The following is a 25,489-nucleotide window of genomic DNA, read 5'->3' as shown; positions in this document are numbered from 1 at the left end:
TTATTCCCCCCTGCAATTAATTATTTTTTAACAATTGAATGAATTTAAGGCTCTTACCACTTCTTAATACACCTTTCGGATAGACCTTCGCTGCAAACATAGCAATTAAGCTAATGCTAGCCAGTAATACAACCATAGATGTAATAATTTCTAAACTCCCAACGGATCCATTAATAATCCTAACTACCATACTAATTGGGGCTGTAAACGGAACATATGATGTCACCCTTGATACTAGCCCTTCAGGGTTATCAAGTACTACTAATAACTCCACCACTAAGCTTCCCATCAATATAAGAGTAATCGGCATCGTTGTTCCGGATAATTCTTCTGGCCTGCTTACCATAGAACCAAACACTGCGAAAAGTGCCGCATAAACGAAGTAACCGAGAACAAAATATAACAAGAAATATGCAGCATGCTCACCTGTAATCATATTTACATCAATATTCACTCCAAAAAACGAATCCGATACCTTAAAAATTCCAGATTTAATATATAGCGCCATACTAAGGAAGAAAATAAATAACTGTGTCAAACTAGCAAGACCGACTCCTAATATCTTCCCAAAGACCATGTGAACAGGCGACACCTTCGTTACCATCACTTCCATAACACGCGACGCCTTCTCTGACGCTACCGCTGTAGCAATCGCATTTCCATACGAAGTAATTGCTAAGTACATAATCGCCACTAATAAATACACCAGTAAGAATGAGCTTGTTTCTTCGTTATTTAAGTTTTGCTTTTTCGCTTGCACGTTCATCGTCAGTGATTTCACAGCCTCTTCTGATAACTGTTGTTTAACTACCGCACTTTGAAAATACTGATTTTGTACAAATACCTGCGCACCTTGAATCAACTTAGGATTATCCACCTTCATAAAGTAATCTAATACTGGTTCAGCACCCGCACCCTCTTTTAATATAAAGAGCGCTTCGACTTTCTTATCTAACAAATCTTGCTTATATTGATTTAATTTTGTTTTATCACCTAAAGACCAATCCCATTCTGGAAGAGCTTTACTAAGATTAGATTGATCCAAAGTAACATTAGGTGCTTCGGAAATAAATACAACTTTTGCTTTTTCTTTCTCTCCAGAAAACTTTTGTACTAAAGTTGGAAAGGAGAATAAGAATATCCCTCCCCCTATTAATAACAATGTCATCCCAATAAATATTTTCGTCCTCACACGATCCCAGTACGTTTGCCCTAAAACAATCCAGAAATTCCTCATTACTTATGCACCCGCCTTTTCAACAAAGATTTGATGTAAAGAAGGTTCTTTAATAGAAACGTCTCGGATATATTGTTTAGTTTTAATATCTTCAAGCAGCGAAAATGCATCCTCTCCATCATTAACTTTAATCATGAACGTACGATTAACTTTTTCAAAATTGAAATTTTTCTTCTTAAGAATTGGTTCAATATCCCCTTCCGTTTGCAACGTCATATATTTGTATTGATAACTTTTCTTAATATCTGACAAGGCACCCGATAATACAATTTGACCGTTTTTCATAATACAAATTTCCTCACAGAACGTTTCTACACTGTCCATTTGATGACTACAAAAGATAATCGTTTTTCTTTGCGCGATTAACTCAAGTACAACATTTTTTAACATCTCTGCATTTACAGGATCCAATCCACTAAATGGCTCATCTAGTATGATGAATTCCGGATTATGCAATATCGCTGAAATCAATTGGATTTTTTGTTGATTTCCCTTTGACAATTCCTCTGTTTTCTTCTTTAAATGTGGTGTCATTTCTAATTTTTCTAGCCACTGTAACGCATGCCTTTTTGCAAGATTTGCTGGCATTCCTTCTAACTTGCCTAAATACACTAATTGCTCCACTACATTCATTTTCGGGTATAATCCACGCTCTTCTGGTAAATAGCCGATAGACAAGTCTTTCTTTGAAAAAGGGCGATTATTCCATAGAATTTGGCCGCTATCCGGTTTGATTAAATCTAAGATCATACGAATTGTTGTCGTCTTACCAGCACCATTCCGGCCCAGCATCCCTAAAATTCCACCTTCTTCTACACGTATATTTAAATCATCAACAGCTTTATATTCACCAAATGTTTTATTTAATCCTTGAATTTCAAATGCCATCCATAACAGCTCCTTTTAGCTTTTTACGAAATAAATAACCGCCATTCCTAATACCATCCCGCCTACCATCAACAAAAACTTTTTCATAACTATTTCCTCCTTCATTGACTTGTTAAGTTGTATCTTTATCATAGACTTCTTTCTGATGCTATTGTCCGCAATCCGTACTGTATTTACCGTAAAAAAAGCGAACCACTCTTATGTGGTTCACCGCAATTTCAACAGATGAAGTTGATTGTATGAAAACTTCTTAAATTTTATTATAAAAATATTCAGAAATTAAATGATATACCTACAAAGAGAGGTGTCCAAACCGTTGCAGATACAACGTAACTTCGTTTTCATTTTATGTGTAACTATCCTGTATTTTTGTTTACAAGGCTATATCTTATATAAAATAAACCAACCATATAGTGGAGTTCTTATTTCTAAAACAGACTCAGCTACATACACAATAGCAAAAATTAAATCCTCCGGTTGGGCTTTTCATACGGACTTAAAAGAAGGAGATATAATCTATTCGATAAATAAAGAAAAGCCTCATTTAGGAATACTTCCTGGATATCAAAACCAATCACTAAATGCATCTGAAATACAAGTTAAAAAAGGCGATATCATCCAAACTTATAAAGGAACACAACATTTTATTGATTCTCGTGACAAAATTATTTCTATATACTTTCCCTTCCTACTCGCTTTTATTTGTTTAGGATTATCTATTTTTCTTTATACAAAGAAGCCTTTGAGCCGGGAAACATTCTTTTTGATTACGTTTCTATTCATGACTTCCTCAAGTCTTCTAATCGCAGTTGAATCTGGTAAAGGTGATTTTATCGCCCTCATTATTTTAAGTATTGTATTTCAAGGTACACCTATGTCTCTCATTTTATTATTGAATGAGTTATTCAAGAAAAAGCAACTATACGTCATTTCTATGAGATTTCTAAAAATCGATATTGCAATTAGCATTATTTTACTATCACTCTCTATTTTAACGATGTTCATTCCATTTCCCGTAGTTAATACCGATGGATTAGAACTAATTTACCTTTCAATAAATATTATCTTTTGCATATATTTTTTAATCCGTGCCTATATCAAATATCACAATACAGTACATAAACCATTTTTAAAATTAATGCTCACTATTCATTCCATTGCCTTCTTTCCGTTCGTTACACTCTATGCCCTTCCAGATGCAATATTCAGTACACCGATTCTCTCAGCAGATATTGGAGCTATGTTCCTAATCGCTCTTCCAATCGGTTATTTTTATTTAGTAGCGACGAAGCAGATTTTTGATATAGATTTTGTATTTGATCGTTTACGGTATTACGCATTTCTGTCATTAATCCCAACTCTATTAATTGCAATCATTACGAGCTGGAGCATTTATTACAAAGACAATTTTCTCTCTCGACTGCTGCAAAGTTTTATTATTATTTTTCCGTTAAATATTCTATTTCTCATATTAAAAGAAAGATTAGATTTTACATTTCGTAATCACCTCTTTCGGACTAAAACAAACTTATACGTAAACATTGAACAGTTTACCGCACAGCTATCATCTATTATGAAAACAGAAGAGTTAGAGAAAAAATTCACTAATGAAATCGTTTCGATGTTGAAACCTTCTTTTATTCAATTTGTTCAATATGATATGAAAGAAAACACATATACACAATGCAACGGATATGGACAAACGAAAGATTTCACACTTTCTAAAAAGAAAAAATGGAGTATGGCAGCATTACTAATTAATGATTTATTAGAGGATGATGGATGCATCGGCATTTACTTATACTCTACTAAACATATAAAACACTACATCTGGATTGGAACAAAAGTGAATAATATTAAATATAATACGCATGAAAAATCATGGTTCATCACTGTCACGACATACGTCCGTCTTATTTACGAAAACTTGTATACCATTAATGAAATTATTCATTCTCTAGAGCAGGAGAGTTTAGAATCCAAAACAAATTCTGCAAGCTTATCACGCCTACTCTTTCAAATTTCTGAACAAGAAAGGCGCCGACTTGCTTCAGATTTACACGACTCTGCATTACAAGATCAAATTGTATGGTACCGCAAACTAGACTCTTTACTAAAAAACAAATCCGTTCCACTAGAATTAAAAAATGAACTAAAAAAAATCCACTTCGGTATGCACGATGTAATACAACAAATTCGCGACACATGTAATGAATTGCGTCCATCACTTTTATCAGATGCTGGTTTAATTGGTGCATTAAGAGAATTGCTAGCCCAAACACAATTACGTGTGCAGTTTCAAATTCAATTTGATCATGAATCAATTCAAGAGCATCATTACGATTTTGACAAAATTTTATCTTTATATCGTATCAGTCAAGAACTACTAACAAACGCAGATAAACATTCCGAGGCAACCATCGTATCGATTTTTTTATGGGAAGAGAATAACTGTATTTTCCTAGACTACCGAGACAACGGCAAAGGTTTTAATATAGACACTCCCTACTCTCCTAAGCAGCATATGGGGCTTTCCGGTATAAAAGGAAGGCTTCAATCAATTGGTGGAGAAATACATATAGTATCCGAAGCTAAAAAAGGACTTCAAATAAACATTACAGTTCCGAGGTGGTAAATAATGATTCGAGTATTAATTGTAGATGATCATCAAATTGTAGGCGAAGGAACAAAGAGCATGATTGAATTAGAAGAAGATATGCAAGCAGAATATATTTTAAATGAACAGGAAGCACTTATAAAAAGTGATGCTACACCTTTTGACGTATACCTCTTGGATATGAATATGCCCAATTGTAGTGGTATTGAACTCGCCCAGAAAATATTACATATTCAAACAGATGCAAAAATCATTTTATATACAGGTTTTGAATACGTATCCCAATTCAATTTATTAATAAACTCTGGTATCAGCGGCATTATTAGTAAATCAGCTTCTCAGCAAGAGCTATTAATGGCAATTCGTGCAGCTGTAAACGGATATACTTTACTTCCTATTTCGTTATTACGTCAACTACGTACAGACGATATAACGACTCAACAACTTGAAAATAAAACCGCTCTTCTTACACAAAAAGAATTAGAAATCTTAGAATCCGTCTCTAAAGGAAGTAGCAATAAACAAATTGCTGATGAACTGTACATGAGTTCAAGAGCTGTAGAATACAACCTAACAAAAATCTTCAAAAAATTAAAAGTAGGATCACGCTCCGAAGCTTTAACAGAAGCAATGAGACAAGGCATTTTGAAAGTACACATATAAAATGAGACTTCCATCAGTTTGTTTTGTTTAACCCTCAAATACTGAGATAAATAAAAAAGTCCTAACCTACAAAACGTAAGTTAGGACTTTCTGACGCGCCCAGAGGGATTCGAACCCCCGGCAGACGTGGTACCGGAAACCACCGCTCTATCCGACTGAGCTATGGGCGCATGATTATAGAAAACACTTCATTTTCTTCTCATAATAATAGCAATAAAATCCATCTAAATCAATAAAAATATCCCCGTAATACCTTATGCATCTTAGCTAAAAGCATATAAAATCTATTTCACCCCTAAATTTTCCAATCATAAATTCACCCCAACTCACAAATTATAATCTTTGAATTGATATTCCAAAGGGGGCTTCATTCAATGACTGTAATTACGAAACTAAAGCAAACTGTTTCTGGATTAAAAAGTGCACAAGCTAGCTTAGAGGGATTCGCTCTTGATACGGATAACCAACAAGCGAAGCAACTTTTCCAAACAGCTGCGCAGCAAACACAAACGATTATCGATTCTTTAAACCCACGCGTTGAAGAAGTCCAACAAGAAGAACCACAATACTCACAGCAATAACGAATCAGTCTTGCTGTGAAATAGAAAAAGGATGATATGCAGTCATCCTTTTTCTATCACATTACATATTGCAATAGAAATGGAATGATAATTATGCGAAAACTCGGCCTCATAACTGCATTATTTGCACTTCTATTTAGCTCTTTTACTGGATGTGATAATAGTCCTTTAGATAAAAAAGTGAAAGAAGAAGCAAAACGAACGGAGAAAGAAAAAGGTCCAAAGTTAACAAAGACGAGTACGGAATCCTTTAATCAATCTATATCACAAGGAGCGAAGAAAAGAGCTCTCGCTATGGATGAAATTATAAAAAGCACAGCAGTGAATTCAAATTTAGATCTCTACATAGCAGTTATACCGGAGCATCACGAAAGGTTTGGATTAAAACCTCTTCGTAAGAAGCTTCAAAAGCAGCTAAGTGATGAGCATCCTACTTTCGATGTTCGTGTCAGTACAGATAAAAAAATCTTTATGTTACTCGAAAAACTCGAAAGAAAAATTAAGGAAAAAGAAGTATCTAAAGATGAAATTAATAAACAATTAAAATTCATTGGTAAAAAAATGGAGTCTAACACTTAACGCTTTTTAAAAGAAAAGGAAGGATTGCAATGGCTAGTAAAGATAAAAACTTAACCCCTGTACAACAGGAGTATAAAAAATTCGAACAAGAACGCGAACCGAAACGACCTGTCTTAAAAAATTGTATAAAAGCCTTTTTCGTCGGTGGTTTTATTTGCTTCATCGGACAACTCATTTCTACTTTTTACATCACATATTTTGATTTCACTGAACGCTCAGCAGGCAATCCAACAGTCGCAACTCTCATTTTCATCTCCATGTTGCTAACTGGATTTGGTATATACGATCGTTTTGGACAGTTTGCCGGAGCAGGTACAGCTGTACCTGTTACTGGATTTGGTAACTCTGTTATTGCCGCGTGTATTGAGCATCGAACGGAAGGATTTGTCCTTGGCGTTGGCGGCAATATGTTTAAACTAGCTGGTTCTGTTATTTTATTTGGTGTATTTTCCGCTTTCGTCATCGCACTTATCAAAACGATTCTCGTTCAATGGGGAGGGCTATAAATGTTACAAGGACACCGAACGTGGGTATTTGAAAACAAACCAGTTATTATTTCGACGGGAGTCGTTGGCGGACCGTTTGAAGCAAAAGGGAAAATCCCAGAAGATTTCGATACCCTCCATGAAGATTTATGGCTCGGACAAGATTCCTATGAAAAAGCACATAAAATTTTATTTGAAGAAGCTTGTAGCCGCGCCACCGAAAAAGCAAAACTTCGTAAAGATGATATTCAATTTGTACTGGCAGGCGATTTAATTAATCAAATTACCCCTACAAGCTTTGCTTGCCGTACACTAGGCACTCCTTATCTCGGACTATTTGGCGCTTGTTCTACTTCTATGGAAGGTTTAGCACTTGGAGCAAGTATCGTAAATGCAAAAGGCGCAAAATATTTATTAACCGGGGCATCAAGCCATAACACCGCTGTAGAAAAACAATTCCGCTATCCTACCGAATATGGCGGGCAAAAACCACCTACCGCGCAGTGGACAGTAACCGGAGCAGGAGCCGCTATTTTAAGCGATACTGGACACGGTCCTAGGGTAACATCTGCCACAATCGGACGAGTGGTTGATATGGGATTAACAGATCCGTTTAATATGGGAGGTGCAATGGCTCCAGCTGCCGTTGATACAATTGAAGCCCACTTACGCGAACGCCAAATTGATGCCTCTTACTACGATTTAATCGTAACGGGTGACCTCGGACATGTCGGTCGCGAAATTGCTTATGACTTACTACATAAACACGGAACGAAAGTAACGAGCGAACAGTTTCAAGATTGCGGGTTACTCATTTATAGAGAAGGGCAACCTGTTATCGCTGGCGCTAGCGGACCAGGATGTTCTGCAACGGTCGTGTACGGTCATTTATTAAACCGAATGAAAAGAGGAGAGTTCAAAAAAATACTTGTCGTTGCGACAGGCGCTTTACTATCTCCACTTACATTCCAACAAGAAGAAACGATTCCGTGTATCGCTCATGCCGTTTCGATTGAATTTGGAGGTGCAACGCAATGATTTTTTTCTGGGCTTTCGTCATTGGCGGACTCATATGTGTAATCGGCCAACTTATGTTTGATGTCGGCAAACTAACACCCGCCCATACAATGGCAACACTCGTTGTTGCCGGAGCTATATTAGATGGATTCAATTTGTATGAACCATTAATTGATTTCGCTGGAGCTGGGGCAACCGTACCTATTACAAGCTTCGGTAATGCCCTCGTTCATGGCGCAATGGAAGAAGCTGCAAAACATGGCATCGTTGGCGTTATTACCGGCATGTTTAAAGTAACGAGCGCCGGTGTATCAGCAGCTATTATTTTCGGCTTCATTGGAGCATTGTTATTCAAACCGAAAGGATAAGAGGTGTTTATATGACTGTTATTGCTAGCGTAAAAACTTGCCTCGCTAGTGTAAGGGGAGCTCAAGCAAGCTTAAGTTCCCTTTCGCTAAACTCTACAGACGATGAAGCAAAACGCGTATTTCATGAATGTATGTTAGAAATGGACAGCATCATCGCTGATTTACAGGATAGGGTTTCATTATTAGAACGTGAAGAACCTCAATATAAAGGGTTTTAAGTAGACTGGAGGAAATGACTATGTCTCACCTGCCGGAATGGACACTTGTTATCCTTCGCTCTGTATTCATATTAATCATTTTATTCACTATTACAAAGTGCTTAGGAAAAAGGCAAATCTCTCAGCTTTCCTTTTTTGAATACATAGCAGGAATGACAATTGGCGATATCGCCGCTCAAATAGCTACAGGGCTTGATCAAAAGTTTTTCCACGGTGTCTTTGCCATACTTATTTTCGCCTCAGTACCCTTCTTTGTCGGAATTCTCTCCCTAAAAAACAAAACGGCTAGAGATTTTTTTGAAGGGAAGTCTACAGTGTTAATAAAAGATGGCAAAGTACTTGAGGATAATTTAAAGAAAGAGAAATATACAAGTGATGAGTTACTTGAACTTCTTAGAGGAAATGGTGCATTCAGTATAGCTGAAGTCGAATTTGCTGTCTTAGAACCGAGTGGAGAATTAAATGTATTATTAAAGAAAGATTCTCAGCCACTTACAGCAAAAGATCTAGGTTTAAAAGTGCCAAATGAAAAAGAACCACAAACTGTTATTATGGATGGAAATGTACTAGATGAACCTCTTTCAGCAAGCGGACATAACCGCGCTTGGCTACATTCAGAATTAGAAAAAATCGGTGTTGTTATTGAAAATGTCTTCCTCGGTCAAGTGGATTCATACGGACAACTTACTATCGACATTTACAATGACAAACTCCAAATGCCTTCTCCTCAAAACAAACCTTTATTATTAGCATCTTTAAAAAAATGTCATGCTGATCTTGAACTATTTTCCCTAGAAACAAAGTCGAAGTCAGCAAGCGAAATGTATAGTAAAAACGCGAAACAAATCGAAAAGATTTTAAATAAAGTAACCTATCTTTTAAAAGACTAATTATCGAAAGAACGCTTCAGTTAAAAGGCGTTCTTTTCTTTTTTCTCCAGTTTTCGTAACGTTTAAATTTATGTAATTCGGTTATGATGTTGAAGATACATAAGCAGGGAATTTCGAAAACATAGCGAATATTTCATGGTACAACTACATATTTTTTTGATTTAAAGTGGTTTCGTTTGACCTTTATTGACCATAATTGTATTATAAGACTAAGAAAGCTTTATAAGGAGGAAATAACAGATGAATTTAATTCCTACAGTAATTGAACAAACAAATCGTGGAGAACGCGCTTACGATATTTACTCTCGACTATTAAAAGACCGCATCATTATGCTTGGTAGTGCAATTGATGACAACGTAGCTAACTCAATCGTTTCCCAGCTTTTATTCTTGGAATCTCAAGATCCAGAAAAAGATATTCACATCTACATCAACAGCCCTGGTGGTTCTATCACAGCGGGTATGGCAATCTATGATACAATGCAGTTTATTAAACCACAAGTATCAACAATCTGTATCGGTATGGCTGCATCTATGGGTGCATTCTTACTTGCAGCAGGTGAAAAAGGAAAACGTTACGCACTTCCAAACAGTGAAGTAATGATTCACCAACCACTTGGTGGAGCACAAGGTCAAGCGACTGAAATCGAAATCGCTGCAAAACGTATCCTATTCTTACGTGAAAAACTAAACCAAATTCTTGCTGACCGCACTGGTCAACCACTTGAAGTACTACAACGCGACACAGACCGCGACAACTTCATGACAGCAGAAAAAGCTTTAGAATACGGTTTAATCGATAAGATCTTTACAAATCGTTAATAACTAAAAGCGGAAGCGGCTCGTTCAGAATCACAGGGCGATGGAGCACCTGATTCCGAGGCGCTTTTTGCCTCGAATGAAGGGGCGAAGCGACCGGAGATTCTAGCCGCTGGAGCTGGATATAACTAAAAGCAGAAGCGGCTCGTTCAGAATCACAGGGCGATGAAGCGCCTGATTCCGAGGCGCTTTTTGCCTCGAATGAAGGGGCTCCAACGACCTGAGATTCTAGTCGCTGAAGCTAGATACATAAAAAAGCACCCTATTACAGGGCGCTTTTTTATTATCATGCACCTCCGTCCGGATACCCACCCTGGTATTCACCTAAATATATCAACGATTTTTCAATTATATCGAACAAAACTTAAATTATATCAACGATTTTTTTAATATATCAACGGTTCGACACAACATATCGATTTACCGACAATCTACGACAAGGACAAACCACCTACATACCCCCTATCCCGAAAACTCCCTTTAAGTAAACCGCAAAAACAAAAAGCTATCGCATATACGCGATAGCTTCTTATTGTACATATGCAGCTAATGCTTCTAAAGCCTCTTCTGCATCTGAACCTTCTGTTGTAATTGTTATCATGCTTCCAGTTCCAATTGCTAAGCTCATAATCCCCATTATGCTCTTTGCATTTACTGTCTTTCCATCTTTCTCAATGAAGATATCTGCATGAAAGCGATTTGCCTCTTGTACAAACAACGCAGCCGGACGTGCTTGTAAACCGTTTTTTAATGAAACCTGAACTCGTTTTTGAACCACAGCTCCATTTCCCCTTTAACCTCTTATTTTTTTACTAACGTTTCCCCCGCGCGTAATTTCTCTGCGATTTCATCGATTTTACGCAAACGATGATTAATACCCGACTTACTAATCTTCCCCCCGGATACCATCTCACCTAACTCTTTCAATGTTACATCTTGATAATCTCTTCGTAATTGTGCAATCTCTTGTAATTTATCCGGCAAAATATCAAGACCAACTGTCTCATCAATATAACGAATATTTTCAATCTGTCTTAGTGCTGCACCAATTGTTTTATTTAAATTAGCTGTTTCGCAGTTCACTAAACGATTTACAGAATTACGCATATCACGTACGATTCGAATATCTTCAAATCTTAAAAGTGCATTATGAGCACCTATAATATTTAAAAACTCTGTAATTTTTTCTGCTTCTTTCAAATACGTAATGTACCCTTTTCTTCTTTCCAACGTCTTACTATTTAAATCAAATCCGTTCATCAGTTCACATATAGCATCATTATGTTCCTTATATAACGAAAAGATTTCTAAATGATAAGATGATGTTTCTGGGTTATTTACTGAACCACCTGCTAAAAATGCGCCACGTAAGTACGATCGTTTACAACATTTCTTCTCAATCAATTCTTGTGATATATTTCGAATAAATGAAAAGTCATCTCGAACGATATGAAGATCAGCTAATATTTCGCGAGACTTCTCAACAAGCCGCACAATATATACGTTATTTTTCTTCAAGCGCATTTTTTTACGGACAAGCAATTCTACCGTCACGTCATATCCTTTTTTCAAAAGCGTATAAATCCTTCTTGCAATTGCCGCATTTTCCGTTTGAATATCGATAGATAGACGACGGTTTGAAAAAGAAAGCGACCCGTTCATTCGAAGTAACGCTGATAATTCTGCTTTCTCACAGCATTCCTTCATCTCAAGATTCGTCAACTCTTTCTTTGTTTCTGATGCAAATGACACAGTCAACACCTCCTTATACGATTATTATGGAACAAAATTCTTGTCCTATATGAATGAGGAGCGCTACCTCAAACGAGGCAACGCATATTTATAACAATGAATATAAAATGGACGCTAACTTTAACGTATCATGCCTTACAACATGATCATCATACTTCGCTAATCCCTCTTGAATAACATCAATATTATTTTCAACAAAACGTTCTTCATCCACTACAACTGGTGTAGACATTTCTTCCTCATATGACTTGCGTAATTCACAAGGAATCTCACGGTTATTTACAATTGCAGTATTGATAAATGGTTGCCCTAAATGATCGTGTAACGCCTGCACATGATCAAAAGCAGTATATCCCATCGTTTCACCCGCTTGTGTCATAACGTTACATACATATACCTTCTTCGCCTTTGCAGCAAGAACAGCGTCTCCAATTTTGTTAACAACTAAATTAGGCAATATACTCGTATACAAACTTCCAGGACCGAAAACAAGTAAATCAGCTCGTTTAATCTCAGCCAACGTTTCATGCAATGGCTCTACATCTTCTGGAGTTAAAAAGACACGATTAATCTTCTTTCCGTAATAAGGAATCTTTGATTCACCTGTTACAATTTCCCCATCTTCAAGTTCCGCATGAAGTACCGCACTTTGATTCGCTGCTGGTAATACACGTCCTCTGACATTTAATACTTTACTTGTTTCTGTAATTGCATGGAAAAAGTCTCCTGTAATCGAGGTCATACCTGCCAACAATAGATTTCCTAACGCATGACCTTTCAGTCCGTCTCCTGTTGTGAAACGGTGCTGAAATAAAGCTTCCACCAGTGGCTCTACATCCGATAACGCAACAAGTACGTTACGGATGTCACCTGGAGGTGGAATTTCTAGCTCATCACGTAATCTACCCGAACTGCCACCATCATCAGCAATTGTAACAACTGCTGTAATATCAACAGGATATTGCTTTAATCCCCTTAATAAAACAGAGAGTCCAGTTCCGCCTCCCATGATGACAATTTTAGGCTTTCTCTCTTTTTTCATCCCTTAATGGCCCTTTCTCTTCTCCACATCACGATGAGATACATGAACACTATACTCTGGTTTCAAATGTTTCCCAAGGTATTCTGTAAGCGTAACAGAACGATGCTGTCCACCTGTACATCCAATTGCAATTACAAGTTGACTTTTGCCTTCTCTTTTATAATGAGGCAGCATGAAAGTAATCAGATCCGTCAACTTCTCTAAAAACTTATGTGTCTCATTAAATTTCAGTACATACGAAGAAACTTCTTCATCTAGTCCTGTTAATGGCTTCATGTGTGGAATGTAATATGGATTTGGTAAAAAACGAACATCAAATACTAAATCTGCATCAATTGGAATACCGTACTTAAATCCAAATGACATAACATTTACACGAAATGCTTGCTCAGTTTCTGTTGAGAACAAGTGAACAATTTTTTCACGTAATTCTTTCGGTTTTAAATCCGATGTATCAAGCACAATATTCGCTCGTGCCTTCATATCTGTTAATAAATTACGCTCTGCTTCGATTCCCTTTAACGGCAAACCAGTTGGTGCAAGTGGATGCGAACGTCTCGTTTCTTTATAACGAGTTACAAGCGTACTATCTTTCGCATCTAAAAATAAAATATGAGGAATAATCCATGTACGTTCTGATAAATCATCAAGTGCTCCCCATAAATGTTCAAAAAACTCGCGGCCACGTAAATCAATACCAAGTGCCACTTTATTCATTTTCCCTTTTGAATCCGCCATAAGCTCAATAAACTTTGGCAATAACATCGGTGGTAAATTATCCACACAAAAATATCCTAAATCTTCAAAACTTTGTAAAGCTACTGTTTTTCCAGCTCCAGACATCCCTGTAATAATTACCATTTTTATATCATTATTCTCTGTCATTGTATCCTCTCCTTGACGGTTTAACTCGGATCTAATCGATATGAAAGCAACTCAAAATCTGGGGTATATACAAATGTACCGTAGATTATGCCATTTCCTTTAATTAAATAATCAATAATGTGATAATCTCCTGGCGCCATTGCTAAATCATCAATTTTATCAAATGTATGCCAACCAATGATGCCTTCTTCGCTCTCTAGTTTGTTTTCTCCTGCAAAATCTGTCGCTAAAAAGGAGAACATCATCCATTCAGAAACAACTTTATCACCTTCTTGGATGACAAAGGTGAAGACCCCCTTTAACGCTGGGTTTTTCAAATAAATACCTGTTTCTTCACGATACTCGCGAACAACGGAATCTCTTACAGTCTCACCACGCTCCATTTTCCCGCCTGGTGCAACCCACCAATTTCGGCGAGGTTTTTGGAGTAAGAGTACTTCATTATCTCTAATTAACACACAGTTTGTCACTCTTTGCATGTTTCTTCACCTCAGCTACTTGCAGTAAAATTCCTCACTGCATACTTCTTTCATTATACTATCAAAAACAGTTTGCTACAACGAAGGAGCCAGTCCTCTTTCGCTAAGCATATGCTACTCAGCAATTTTAAAAAAGCTTTCTATAACAAGCAATGTAAATGCTTATACTTTGAATGAATAGCATGAAAAATCCCCTTAACGATTTTTATCGCCAAGGGGATTAAAGTACTTATTTCTTACCGAAATAAGTAACAATCGCAAATCCTAAAATAAAGGTAATAATTGAACTTATAATTGAAAATCCGCCAGTCGGAATCCCAGGGAATACAATTACAATCGAACCGATTACAAGTCCAATAATTGCCGCAAATGTCATACTTTTATAACGATCTAATAAAAAACTAATGCCTTTACTACTTACAACAAATCCAACCATAACACCAGCACCGATAACCACGATTAAAGGTAAGTTAAGTGTAGTTAAAGCGTTAATTGCTGTTGGATACACACCAATAATTAATAAAATAAACGATCCACTAATTCCAGGAAGCAGCATGGCCATACTAGCCATCCATCCTGCGAAAAATAAACCAATTGCATTTAAAATTGTTAACGTCGTAATTGGATCTGCTGCCTTATCTGGTTTAAAGAAAGCTGTAATCGCAACAAGAATTGCTGCAACTATTAATAAAACGATGTGCTTACCTTTAAACGACGACTTTGCATCAGCTTCCCTCATTAACATCGGTAATATACTAATAATTAAACCGAGGAAGAAAAATTGAGTCGGTTCATAATGATTTGCAAGTAAATATTTAATAACGTGACTTAACGTTAAAAATGCCGCTGCCACACCAGCTGCAAGTGGAATTAAAAATCCTAAATGTTTTTTCCATTCACGACTAAAGAATCCACTAATTGCCGCAAGCAATTGTTCATAAATCCCTAACACAACAGCGATTGTACCGCCGCTCACACCAGGAATTAAATCACTAACGCCCATACAAAATCCACGATATATATTACGCCATTCCATACTGAATAAATTCCTCATTTCTTATAGTGATTTTTTCCGTAAAGTCCAGTATATCAATAAGAAACCTTATAATCCTTATATTTTTTGACAAAACTTTGACATTTTCACACAAAAAAAGAAGAAAGCTCCTGTCGGTAGCTTTCTTCTCACAAGGTATATTATCCCTTATTTTTCTGATACAGTTTTTAATTCCTCTAATAATTCTTCTACGTAATGTTGTGCACTTTGCGCTGCAATACTACCGTCACCTGTTGCAGTTACAATTTGACGAAGCATTTTTTCACGAACATCACCAGCTGCGAAAATACCAGGAATTTTCGTTTCCATACGCTCGTTCGTTTCAAGGTAACCATTTTCATTTGTAATACCTAGTTCAACAAATGGTTTTGATAAAGGTAACATACCGATGTATACGAATACGCCGTCAGTTTTGACTTCTTTCTCTTCTCCACTATTTACGTCCACAAGTGTTACACTTCCTACTTTACCACTTGCTTCGTTGATTTCTTTTATCGTGTGGTTCCAAATGAAATCTACTTTTTCGTTTTGGAAAGCACGGTCTTGTAAAATTTTCTGTGCACGAAGCGTGTCACGACGGTGAACGATCGTTACTTTTGATGCGAAGCGCGTTAAGAACACACCCTCTTCAACAGCAGAATCTCCGCCGCCAATTACGATAAGTTCTTTTCCTTTAAAGAATGCTCCGTCACATACTGCACAATATGATACACCGCGGCCGCCAAGTTCTGTTTCACCCGGTACACCAATTTTTTTATACTCTGCACCGCTTGCAACGATAATTGCACGTGCTTTATATTCTTTTTTACCAGCAATAATTGTTTTGTATTCCTTACCATCGATGACTTCTTTCACATCACCGTATGCATATTCAGCACCAAATTTCTTCGCATGCTCGAACATTTTATTTGATAAATCTGGTCCTAAAATAGACTCATAACCTGGGTAGTTTTCTACATCTTCCGTGTTTGCCATTTGGCCACCTGGAATACCACGCTCAAGCATTAATGTGCTTAAATTTGCACGAGATGTATATACTGCAGCTGTCATACCAGCTGGTCCTGCACCAATAATAACGACATCATAAATTTTTTCTTCTGACACACTATTCACTCCTATCCATTCCTACACAATTAAGTTACCCTCATTATACTGTTAGCATCATTTTTTTCCCAATGATTTGCTTATCTTATGTGTGCGTACGCTTAACAGCTTGCACATACTTTCGGACAGTCGCTACAGATACATTATATACATCTCCAAGCTCCGACTGTGTCATTTTATTTCCTTGTTCGCCGCGTACAATGTATTCAATCGCAGCTGACCAGCCGTACACATTTGTAAATATGTCTCCAGATGTATATAAACGTATGAACGTACAAAACCAAAAGTGTAAACACTCTTCAATTAATTCATCATCTTTTTTCGTATAATTGTATAATGCATCCGCGATTCTCGCGCACTGCTCAAATTGCTGTAAATCAGCTGGAATACTCTTATGACTATTAAGTAAAAAGAAGTACTTTGCAAGTTGTGATACGATGGGAACACCGTTCTTCGCTTGCGTTATATCAAAGAAGAATCCCACCTTCTCCGGCGTTGACAATTCATTCATTAAATATAAAGCTAGCATTTGTTCTTCTAGCGTCGCACTTTGCTGAAATGATTTTCGTAATTCTTCAAATAACATGTTTTGTCCTTCATCTGCTAAATTCAGCGCATTCCACGGTTCTTTTCCCTTTTTATCAGGATGCAATTCCACGACATATTGCCACATTTTTTCAGCTAGTTGCTGATCTTTCACCATATAAGCAGAATATGCAAACCAATAATAAAAACTAACGTCTCCCTCATATCCTTGACGCTTTAATAGTTTGAACCATTTATATGCATGCTCGAAATAACCAATTGTTGCAAGTGTAGTTCCCAGTTTCAAACGATGTTCAAATGAAATTGGATATACTGAAACTAGCTGTCCCGCTAATGCTTCTACTTGTTTATGCTCTCCAATTGAATATAGAAAAATAAGTGTATTACAAAGCGCATGTATATTACCAGGATTTTTCTCTAAAATCATTTCTGTTAACTTCAGCGCTTTGTCTACATTACCCGATTGAAAATGTGCAATGGCTAAATTATTATGACCTGACCAAAATTCCGGATAATCTTTCGTAACAATTTCTAATGTAGCAATTGCTTCTTCTAATTGTCCATTACGAATATAACGATTCGCTTCTTCCTGCATAACAATTAAATCATCTTCATCTTCAATCTCTTCCGCACCCATTGCTTCTTCTTCCATAATCTCTAGAAGTTCTAATGTATCTTCTACGAATTCCTTCTCTTTTGCAACTTCTAAATAGCGATCCGCATATTTCTTCGCCTGTTGAAATAACCCCATATATGCATAATTATTTGCAATAAAATAATAGCACTGTTCAAGTTCAGGATTAGATCTAACTAACTTTAAGAAGGTTTGATTCGACTCTTGATATTCACCAGCCTCAGATAATACTGTTGCTAATTGACATAAAATAAACGGCTCCTTCTCACTTTGTGCCGCTCTTCGAAAATATTTAATTGCATCTTGCAATTTTTGTCCTTTGTAAGCTCTCATCCCTTTTTTATAAAAGAAGTCCGCTAATTGATTAAAAGAGATAACTTGTCCGTTCTCCTTATATATCCTTTGATTTTTCCCCATATATCCTCCAGTTTTTTGTTTTCTTCGTTCACACATTCTTCTATCTATAAGTATAAACGATTCCGTAAAAAACAAAACAGTATATTATACTCAATTATTTCCTTTTTATTCATAAAAAAAGAGGAGAAATGTTACATTTTCACCATGAACCTTCTCTGGCGGTCATTTGCTCTTTCGTATAAATAATACGCATTGGATTTCCACCTACGAAAGCACCGCTCGGTACATCTCTATGAACAAGTGTGCCAGCTGAGACAGTCGCACCGTCTCCAATTTTCACACCTGGTAATATTGTTACATTCGCTCCAATCATCACTTCATTTCCAATGACGATTTCCCCAAGTCGATATTCACGAATTAAATATTCATGTGCTAAAAGCGTTGTGTTATAGCCAATAATCGAATTCTCTCCCACAGTTATCTTTTCTGGGAACATAATATCCGGCATTACCATAAGCGCAAATGATGTTTTCTTTCCTACTTTCATCCGTAAAAAAGTGCGGTACAACCAATTCTTCACAGATAAAAATGGCGTGTAACGTGCAATTTGGATAATAATAAAGTTTTTCATTACCTTCCAAAAAGACACTGTTTTATACACATTCCATAATGAATTTTCTCCTGAAACAGGATAGCGCGTTGTCCGTCGCACTTAGCTCGCTCCTCTACTAACTTACTTGGACCTTTATGAACGGTTCATATTAGACAAAATCGGTAGCAAATCACTCATTTTATCTAGCATAAAGTCCGGCTTGTAAGCCTCTAAATACGCTCTACCTTTCAACGTCCATGAAACCGCAGCTGTTTTCGTCCCCGCATTTTGACCACCGACAATATCATGATGATTATCCCCAACCATCAATGCTTCTTCTGGTTTTGCATCTAATAATTCAAGCGCTTTTTGAAGTGGCTCTGGATGTGGTTTCACATGCTCTACATCATCAATTGTCACGACAACATCAAAAAATTCATCAAGCTTTGACAACTGTAATCCCATCTCAACGGTTTGTCTCGCTTTCGTTGTAACAATACCAACTTTATAACCTTGCTTCTTCAACTCTCGAACTGTTTCATATACAGTTTCATATTCTTCTACTAATTCATCATGATGATCATGGTTAAATTCGCGATAACTTGTAATCATCTCTTCAACCTTACTTTCATCAATCTTACTGAAAGTATCATGCAAAGATGGACCGATAAATGGCAATACATCTTCACGCTTATATTGATTTGGATAATATGTATTTAAAGTATGTAAAAAAGAAGAAATAATAAGTTCGTTTGTATTAATTAAAGTTCCATCTAAATCAAATAAAACTGTATTTATTCTCATCGCCTTAGTCCTTTCGCCTTCCTGAATATGAAAGAAGCAGCATCTTATAATAAGATGCTACTTGTCTCTAATTTTCTAAATATCTTTTATCAGCTTGCCCCATTTTTCGTCTCACAATAATGAAAATAATAGAAATAACAACAAGTCCAATTGACATTACTTGTGCGATACGAAGTGGTCCTAGCATTAAACTATCTGTACGTAAGCCTTCTACGAAGAAGCGTCCTACTGAATACCAAATTAAATATGTGAAGAATAACTCCCCGCGACGTAAATTCACTTTTCTTAATGCAAGTAGTAAAATTACGCCTGCAAAATTCCATAATGATTCATATAAAAACGTCGGATGATAGTACACACCCTCAATATACATTTGATTAATAATAAAATCCGGTAAATGAAGACCTTCTAAAAACTGTCTCGTTACTTCATCACCATGCGCCTCTTGGTTCATAAAGTTTCCCCATCGGCCAATTGCTTGTCCTAGTAAAATACTTGGTGCAGCAATATCAGCCAACTTCCAGAAAGAAAGTCCGCGTCGTTTCGCAAAAAGAACACCTGTAATAACAGCCCCGATTAAACCACCATGAATCGCCAAACCACCTTGACGAATATTAATAATTTGACTCGGATTTTGTGCGTAATATTCCCATTCAAAAATAACATAGTACATTCTCGCAAAAAGAATAGCGATCGGTACTGCAATTAATACAAGGTCAACAAATGTATCTTTTGGAATACCTAGCCTTTCTCCCTCGCGAGTTGCCAGCCAAAGACCTAATAGCACACCTGTACCGATAATAATCCCGTACCAATACACAGGAAACGGCCCAAGTTGGATAGCTACACGGTCAAGCTGTGGTACAGAAGCTAACAGCATATGTATATGACCTCCCTCTCCAAAGTTTACTCCTGATTTCCTAACTCAATTGCACTCATTAATCGTTCAGAGAACTGCTGTGCTGCATTGACTCCCATACGTTTTAAACGGAAGTTCATCGCTGCTACTTCAATAATAACAGCCAAGTTTCGACCAGGACGAACTGGAAGTGTAATCTTCGTAAGCTCTGTATCAATAATTTTCATCTTCTCTTCATCAAGACCTAAGCGATCGTAATTTTTCTTTTGATCCCAAATTTCAAGATTAATAACAAGTGTAATACGCTTATAATTTCGTACTGCCCCTGCACCGAATAACGTCATAACGTTAATAATACCTAGACCACGAATTTCTAATAAATGTTCGATTAAATCTGGTGAGCTTCCGACTAACATGTCTTCATCTTCTTGACGAATTTCTACACTATCATCCGCAACAAGACGGTGACCACGCTTTACAAGCTCAAGAGCTGTCTCACTTTTACCAACACCACTCTGACCTGTAATTAAAACACCAACACCGTAAATATCTACTAACACACCATGAACAGCAGTTGTTGGTGCTAACTTACCTTCTAAATAGTTTGTTAAACGACTTGATAATCTAGTTGTCGTTTGAGAAGAACGTAATAAAGGCATACCTGATTCACGTGATGCTTGTAATAACTCATCTGGTACATCTTGATTACGAGTTACAATAATACATGGCGTCTCCTCAGTACAAAGCGCTTTCATTCTCTCTTGTTTTTGCTCTGACGTTAACGTGTCAAAGAACGTAAGCTCCGTCTTTCCAAGAAGCTGCACACGATCTGCTGGATAATATGTAAAAAATCCTGCCATTTCAATTCCAGGTCGTGATAAATCACTTGTATCAATCGGACGATGAATGCCTTCTTCACCACTGATTAACTCCAATTGAAATTGTTCAATTAAATCTTTTGTCCTTACTTTCGGCATATGTATAAACCTCCACTCCGCTGCGGGTTCAGTCTCGTTTGATGTAAAATTCCATTCTATCGGATATTGTACCATTTTTTTCTGGAAACAAGAAATACGGTTTCTAATAAATAGAAAAAAACATTTCATACGAATAATGAAATGTTTTTCTTTTTGTCACTTTCTCTTTTTTTCAGATAGAGGTTCAACAATTGCCTTTTCAATTATCATATTAAAAATTGAAATACAAATTGCCGCAACAATCGCTACACCAAATCCTGATATATTAAAAGCATCTCCTAATAATGAATCTGCCATTTTTAACGTAATCGCATTAATAACAATTAAGAAGAAGCCGAAAGTTACAACAGTAATTGGTAGCGTAATTAAAATTAAAAACGGCTTTACGAACACATTTAAAACCGCCAATATAATACTCGCAATAATTGCAGTTTGTATATTTGCTACGTAAAATGCATCTGGTGCAATCCCTTTTAAAAGTCCCGATACAGCGATTAACACAACGCTATTTACAAGAAGTGATACAATCCATCTCATTTCGTCACACATCCTTTTAAACATATATATTTCATCATACGCTAATAGATAATAAACGCAAGTATGATACGAACACTTATATCAACTTATTCTATCTTTCATGCTTGTATACCTACTAACACTTCCTCGCAAAATAAGGACCACACCACCTATGTTCATGAGTTTTTACAAAGGTCCAAGTGAAATCTTTATCTACGATATAGATATCACCTTTATACGCATCGTCTGTCTCACACAATATATCATCCATATGTAACAAACTCGCATCCTTTATTAACAGTACCTCATCACAGTGTTGATAGAAAATGTAGCAATCCTTTTTCACTTCATTATGAAACGCGTTTTCCGCTTCTTTACCCTCTAAACACTTCTTTTTCTCATAACTAAATATGTGCCATAGATAACCACATGCATACCTATCTCCATAAAGAAAAATATCTTCTTTTTCTTTATCACTTAAATGATTTGCAAAGTGATCCTCCCAGCGCTTTCGAAAATATACACCCCAACTTTGAAATTCTCTTACCTTCATATTTTTCTTTCTTAAAACCTCTAAAAACTCCATCTTCTCCCCCTATACAATAAAAACCGAGCGTCATTTCCACTCGGTTTTCATCAATAAACTTATTGCGATAACTCTACTTCTTTTATTTTCTCTTTCATTCTTGCTTTATCACGATTTAAAATCTCTTTTAAATACTTACCTGTGTATGAGCGTTCTTCTTTCACTACTTGCTCTGGCGTTCCGGAAGCAACGATTTGTCCACCTTTATCTCCGCCCTCTGGTCCAAGGTCAACGATATAATCAGCTGTTTTAATTACATCTAAATTATGTTCAATTACAAGTACCGTCTCACCGCTCTCAACAAGACGTTGCAGCACTTCTAGAAGACGTGCAATATCATGCGCATGCAAACCAGTCGTTGGCTCATCTAAAATGTATAACGTACGACCTGTAGAACGACGGTGTAATTCAGAAGCTAATTTCACACGCTGTGCTTCCCCACCAGATAATGTTGTTGCTGGTTGACCTAATTTCATATAACCAAGCCCAACATCTACAAGCGTTTGAAGTTTACGCTTAATTTTAGGAATATTGGCGAAGAATTCTACTCCATCTTCAATTGTCATCCCTAACACTTCAGAAATATTCTTATCTTTATATTTCACTTCTAACGTTTCACGATTATATCGTTTACCGTGACAAACTTCACACGGAACATACACATCTGGTAGGAAATGCATTTCGATTTTAATAATTCCATCACCACGGCACGCTTCACAACGGCCACCTTTTACGTTAAAGCTGAAACGTCCTTTTTGATATCCGCGCACTTTCGCTTCATTCGTTTGTGCAAACACATCACGAATATCATCGAATACACCTGTGTACGTCGCTGGATTAGAACGTGGTGTACGACCAATTGGTGATTGATCAATATCAATTACCTTATCTAAATGTTCAAGACCTTTAATCTCTTTATGAGTACCTGGCTTCGCTTTCGCTTTATATAACTTTTGAGCTAGCGATTTATATAGTACTTCATTAATCATCGTACTTTTACCAGAACCAGATACCCCTGTTACCGCTACAAACGTACCGAGTGGGAATGACATTTTCGCATTCTTTAAGTTATTCTCTTTTGCGCCGACAATCTCTACTTTACGTCCATCACCTTTACGTCTTTCAAGTGGAACTGGAATAAACTCTTTACCACTTAAATACTTCCCTGTTAATGAATTCTCATCTTGCATAACTTCAGCCGGCGTCCCCGCTGAAACGACCTGTCCACCATGAATACCTGCACCAGGCCCTATATCAAGTAAATAGTCAGCAGCCATCATCGTATCTTCATCATGTTCAACAACGATTAACGTATTGCCTAAATCGCGCATTTCTTGCAATGTACGAATAAGACGATCGTTATCACGCTGGTGTAAACCAATTGAAGGCTCATCTAGAATATAAAGTACGCCAGTTAGACGAGAACCAATTTGCGTCGCTAAACGAATACGCTGCGCCTCACCACCTGATAAAGTTCCTGCGGCACGGCTTAACGTTAAATAATCTAAACCAACGTTCACTAAGAACCCAACGCGCTCCTGAATTTCTCTTAAAATTAAATGAGCTATTTTTTGTTGCTTCTCCGTTAGCTCTACATTTGAGAAGAATTCTTGTACTTCTTGAACTGAATACTTCGTTACGTCAGCAATCGTTTTATTGCCAACAAATACAGCTAAACTCTCAGGCTTTAAGCGTCCACCTTTACACTTTGGACAAGCTTGTTCTGCCATATACTTTTCCATTTGCTCACGAATGTAATCAGAACTCGTTTCACGATAACGACGTTCAATGTTTGGAATAACACCTTCAAATAAAATCTCATTTTCCTTTACTTGACCAAATTCATTTACATAGCGGAAATAAACTTTCTCTTCCCCGCTTCCGTACAACACTTTATCAAATAAATCTTTCGGTATATTTTTTACAGGCACATCCATATCAACGCCGTAATGATTACATACAGATTGTAAAAGTTGTGGGTAATATTGTGAACTTGTTGGTTCCCAAGGTGCAATCGCATGTTCATTTAATGATAAATCCCAGTTCGGGATAACAAGCTCTAAATCTACCTCTAGCTTTGAACCAAGTCCATCACAAGAAGGACATGCTCCGAACGGACTGTTGAATGAGAACATACGCGGCTCTAATTCTCCGATTGAAAAACCACAATGCGGACAAGCATGATGTTCACTAAACAGAAGTTCCTCTTCTCCCATTACATCAATTAACACTCGGCCTCCGCCAAGCTTTAATGCACTTTCAAGTGAATCAGCAAGGCGGCTTGCGATTCCTTCTTTTACAACAATACGGTCAATTACAACTTCAATGGAATGCTTCTTATTTTTATCTAACGTAATATCTTCAGATACATCAAGCATTTCACCGTCAACGCGAACACGAACATATCCTTGCTTCTTAATATCTTCAAGTACTTTTACATGCGCACCTTTACGCCCAGAAACGATAGGCGCTAACACTTGTAATTTCGTACGTTCAGGATATTCAAGAACACGGTCTACCATCTGCTCTACTGTTTGTGACGTAATTTCAATGCCATGATTCGGACAAATTGGCGTACCAATTCGTGCAAATAATAAACGTAAGTAATCATAAATCTCCGTTACCGTTCCGACAGTTGAACGTGGGTTACGACTCGTCGTTTTTTGATCGATTGAAATTGCTGGTGATAATCCTTCAATCGTGTCCACATCCGGCTTATCCATTTGTCCTAAAAACTGGCGCGCATACGCAGATAACGATTCTACGTATCTGCGCTGCCCTTCTGCATAAATCGTATCAAATGCTAATGATGATTTCCCCGAACCAGACAATCCCGTTACAACGACAAGCTGATTTCTCGGAATGGTTACATCAATATTTTTTAAGTTATGTGCTCTAGCACCTTTTACAACGATAAAATCCTTGCTCTTACTCACTTTT

At 37.0% G+C, this 25,489-nt stretch carries 27 protein-coding genes and 1 tRNA gene; 10 read left to right on the top strand and 18 right to left on the bottom strand.

Annotated elements, in window-relative coordinates; all coding sequences use genetic code 11:
* Positions 1-16: 16 nt before the first annotated feature.
* Positions 17-1,237: an ABC transporter permease gene (locus ACUN13_RS19920; RefSeq protein ID WP_257115766.1), complete on the bottom strand. Its 1,221-nt coding sequence runs from the start codon at positions 1,235-1,237 to the stop codon at positions 17-19.
* A gap of 3 nt (positions 1,238-1,240) precedes the next feature.
* Entirely contained in the window at positions 1,241-2,125 is an 885-nt protein-coding gene (locus tag ACUN13_RS19915) for an ABC transporter ATP-binding protein (protein WP_257115767.1), read from the bottom strand.
* Between the two features lie 283 nt (positions 2,126-2,408).
* Between ACUN13_RS19915 and ACUN13_RS19910 the strand changes: the two genes are divergently transcribed.
* On the top strand, positions 2,409-4,760 hold the full coding sequence (locus ACUN13_RS19910) for a sensor histidine kinase (RefSeq protein ID WP_257115768.1): 2,352 nt from the start codon (positions 2,409-2,411) through the stop codon (positions 4,758-4,760).
* 3 nt (positions 4,761-4,763) lie between these two features.
* Positions 4,764-5,405 carry a response regulator gene (locus ACUN13_RS19905; protein ID WP_000621765.1) on the top strand — a complete coding sequence of 214 codons (642 nt, stop codon included), beginning with the start codon at positions 4,764-4,766 and terminating at the stop codon, positions 5,403-5,405.
* 94 nt (positions 5,406-5,499) lie between these two features.
* Here the strand turns inward: ACUN13_RS19905 and ACUN13_RS19900 are convergent.
* Positions 5,500-5,575 (bottom strand) — tRNA-Arg (locus ACUN13_RS19900).
* 204 nt (positions 5,576-5,779) lie between these two features.
* On the opposite strand from ACUN13_RS19900, the gene ACUN13_RS19895 reads away from it, so the two are divergent.
* From ACUN13_RS19895 to clpP, 8 genes are all read left to right on the top strand, one after another.
* Positions 5,780-5,986 (top strand): DUF1657 domain-containing protein, encoded by a 207-nt coding sequence (locus ACUN13_RS19895; RefSeq protein ID WP_000216166.1) that lies wholly within the window; start codon positions 5,780-5,782, stop codon positions 5,984-5,986.
* 93 nt (positions 5,987-6,079) lie between these two features.
* The gene (locus ACUN13_RS19890; protein WP_001228543.1) at positions 6,080-6,565 is read left to right on the top strand and encodes a YhcN/YlaJ family sporulation lipoprotein; all 486 of its coding nucleotides are present in this window, start codon (positions 6,080-6,082) and stop codon (positions 6,563-6,565) included.
* A 29-nt stretch (positions 6,566-6,594) separates the two neighbouring features.
* On the top strand, positions 6,595-7,071 hold the full coding sequence (gene spoVAC / locus ACUN13_RS19885) for a stage V sporulation protein AC (RefSeq protein WP_000146953.1): 477 nt from the start codon (positions 6,595-6,597) through the stop codon (positions 7,069-7,071).
* Positions 7,072-8,088, top strand: a complete 1,017-nt coding sequence (spoVAD, locus tag ACUN13_RS19880) for a stage V sporulation protein AD (RefSeq protein ID WP_000938963.1) — start codon at positions 7,072-7,074, stop codon at positions 8,086-8,088. It abuts the gene before it with no gap.
* On the top strand, positions 8,085-8,435 hold the full coding sequence (spoVAE, locus tag ACUN13_RS19875) for a stage V sporulation protein AE (RefSeq protein WP_000575919.1): 351 nt from the start codon (positions 8,085-8,087) through the stop codon (positions 8,433-8,435). Before spoVAD ends, spoVAE begins: the two co-directional genes overlap by 4 nt.
* 11 nt (positions 8,436-8,446) lie before the next feature.
* Complete coding sequence (locus ACUN13_RS19870; protein ID WP_000215913.1) at positions 8,447-8,653, top strand: DUF1657 domain-containing protein; 207 nt, start codon at positions 8,447-8,449, stop codon at positions 8,651-8,653.
* 20 nt (positions 8,654-8,673) lie between these two features.
* Positions 8,674-9,543, top strand: a complete 870-nt coding sequence (locus tag ACUN13_RS19865; RefSeq protein ID WP_000018930.1) for a DUF421 domain-containing protein — start codon at positions 8,674-8,676, stop codon at positions 9,541-9,543.
* A 240-nt stretch (positions 9,544-9,783) separates the two neighbouring features.
* Positions 9,784-10,365 (top strand): ATP-dependent Clp endopeptidase proteolytic subunit ClpP, encoded by a 582-nt coding sequence (gene clpP, locus ACUN13_RS19860; RefSeq protein WP_001049162.1) that lies wholly within the window; start codon positions 9,784-9,786, stop codon positions 10,363-10,365.
* 526 nt (positions 10,366-10,891) lie between these two features.
* Here the strand turns inward: clpP and ACUN13_RS19855 are convergent.
* From ACUN13_RS19855 to uvrA, 15 genes are all read right to left on the bottom strand, one after another.
* A complete protein-coding gene (locus ACUN13_RS19855) occupies positions 10,892-11,140 on the bottom strand; it encodes an HPr family phosphocarrier protein (protein ID WP_000250307.1) in 249 nt (82 codons plus the stop codon).
* Positions 11,141-11,163: 23 nt separating this feature from the next.
* Positions 11,164-12,114 carry a DNA-binding protein WhiA gene (gene whiA, locus ACUN13_RS19850; RefSeq protein ID WP_000006558.1) on the bottom strand — a complete coding sequence of 317 codons (951 nt, stop codon included), beginning with the start codon at positions 12,112-12,114 and terminating at the stop codon, positions 11,164-11,166.
* 88 nt (positions 12,115-12,202) lie between these two features.
* Positions 12,203-13,156 (bottom strand): gluconeogenesis factor YvcK family protein, encoded by a 954-nt coding sequence (locus tag ACUN13_RS19845; RefSeq protein ID WP_000712188.1) that lies wholly within the window; start codon positions 13,154-13,156, stop codon positions 12,203-12,205.
* A 3-nt stretch (positions 13,157-13,159) separates the two neighbouring features.
* Positions 13,160-14,041: an RNase adapter RapZ gene (gene rapZ / locus ACUN13_RS19840; RefSeq protein WP_000138459.1), complete on the bottom strand. Its 882-nt coding sequence runs from the start codon at positions 14,039-14,041 to the stop codon at positions 13,160-13,162.
* Positions 14,042-14,061: 20 nt separating this feature from the next.
* A complete protein-coding gene (locus tag ACUN13_RS19835; RefSeq protein ID WP_001190080.1) occupies positions 14,062-14,520 on the bottom strand; it encodes an NUDIX hydrolase in 459 nt (152 codons plus the stop codon).
* 229 nt (positions 14,521-14,749) lie between these two features.
* On the bottom strand, positions 14,750-15,556 hold the full coding sequence (locus ACUN13_RS19830; protein ID WP_000455196.1) for a DUF368 domain-containing protein: 807 nt from the start codon (positions 15,554-15,556) through the stop codon (positions 14,750-14,752).
* Positions 15,557-15,721: 165 nt separating this feature from the next.
* On the bottom strand, positions 15,722-16,678 hold the full coding sequence (gene trxB / locus ACUN13_RS19825; RefSeq protein WP_001288078.1) for a thioredoxin-disulfide reductase: 957 nt from the start codon (positions 16,676-16,678) through the stop codon (positions 15,722-15,724).
* Positions 16,679-16,763: 85 nt separating this feature from the next.
* Entirely contained in the window at positions 16,764-18,275 is a 1,512-nt protein-coding gene (locus ACUN13_RS19820) for a tetratricopeptide repeat protein (protein ID WP_000517739.1), read from the bottom strand.
* A gap of 139 nt (positions 18,276-18,414) precedes the next feature.
* Positions 18,415-18,927, bottom strand: coding sequence for an acyltransferase (locus ACUN13_RS19815; RefSeq protein WP_001255070.1), 513 nt, complete (start codon positions 18,925-18,927; stop codon positions 18,415-18,417).
* 33 nt (positions 18,928-18,960) lie between these two features.
* The gene (gene ppaX / locus ACUN13_RS19810) at positions 18,961-19,611 is read right to left on the bottom strand and encodes a pyrophosphatase PpaX (protein WP_001222403.1); all 651 of its coding nucleotides are present in this window, start codon (positions 19,609-19,611) and stop codon (positions 18,961-18,963) included.
* Positions 19,612-19,678: 67 nt separating this feature from the next.
* A complete protein-coding gene (gene lgt, locus ACUN13_RS19805) occupies positions 19,679-20,491 on the bottom strand; it encodes a prolipoprotein diacylglyceryl transferase (RefSeq protein WP_000922849.1) in 813 nt (270 codons plus the stop codon).
* 26 nt (positions 20,492-20,517) lie between these two features.
* On the bottom strand, positions 20,518-21,447 hold the full coding sequence (hprK, locus tag ACUN13_RS19800; protein ID WP_001127250.1) for an HPr(Ser) kinase/phosphatase: 930 nt from the start codon (positions 21,445-21,447) through the stop codon (positions 20,518-20,520).
* Between the two features lie 156 nt (positions 21,448-21,603).
* A complete protein-coding gene (locus ACUN13_RS19795; RefSeq protein ID WP_257115769.1) occupies positions 21,604-21,984 on the bottom strand; it encodes a phage holin family protein in 381 nt (126 codons plus the stop codon).
* Between the two features lie 115 nt (positions 21,985-22,099).
* Positions 22,100-22,549 (bottom strand): DUF4275 family protein, encoded by a 450-nt coding sequence (locus ACUN13_RS19790; protein ID WP_257115770.1) that lies wholly within the window; start codon positions 22,547-22,549, stop codon positions 22,100-22,102.
* Positions 22,550-22,608: 59 nt separating this feature from the next.
* Entirely contained in the window at positions 22,609-25,485 is a 2,877-nt protein-coding gene (gene uvrA / locus ACUN13_RS19785; protein WP_061457871.1) for an excinuclease ABC subunit UvrA, read from the bottom strand.
* Between the last annotated feature and the right edge of the window lie 4 nt (positions 25,486-25,489).

This window comes from Bacillus cereus group sp. Bce041, from assembly GCF_052646455.1.
The sequence above is the reverse complement of the archived record's forward strand: the minus strand, read 5'-3'. Positions and strand labels throughout refer to the sequence as shown.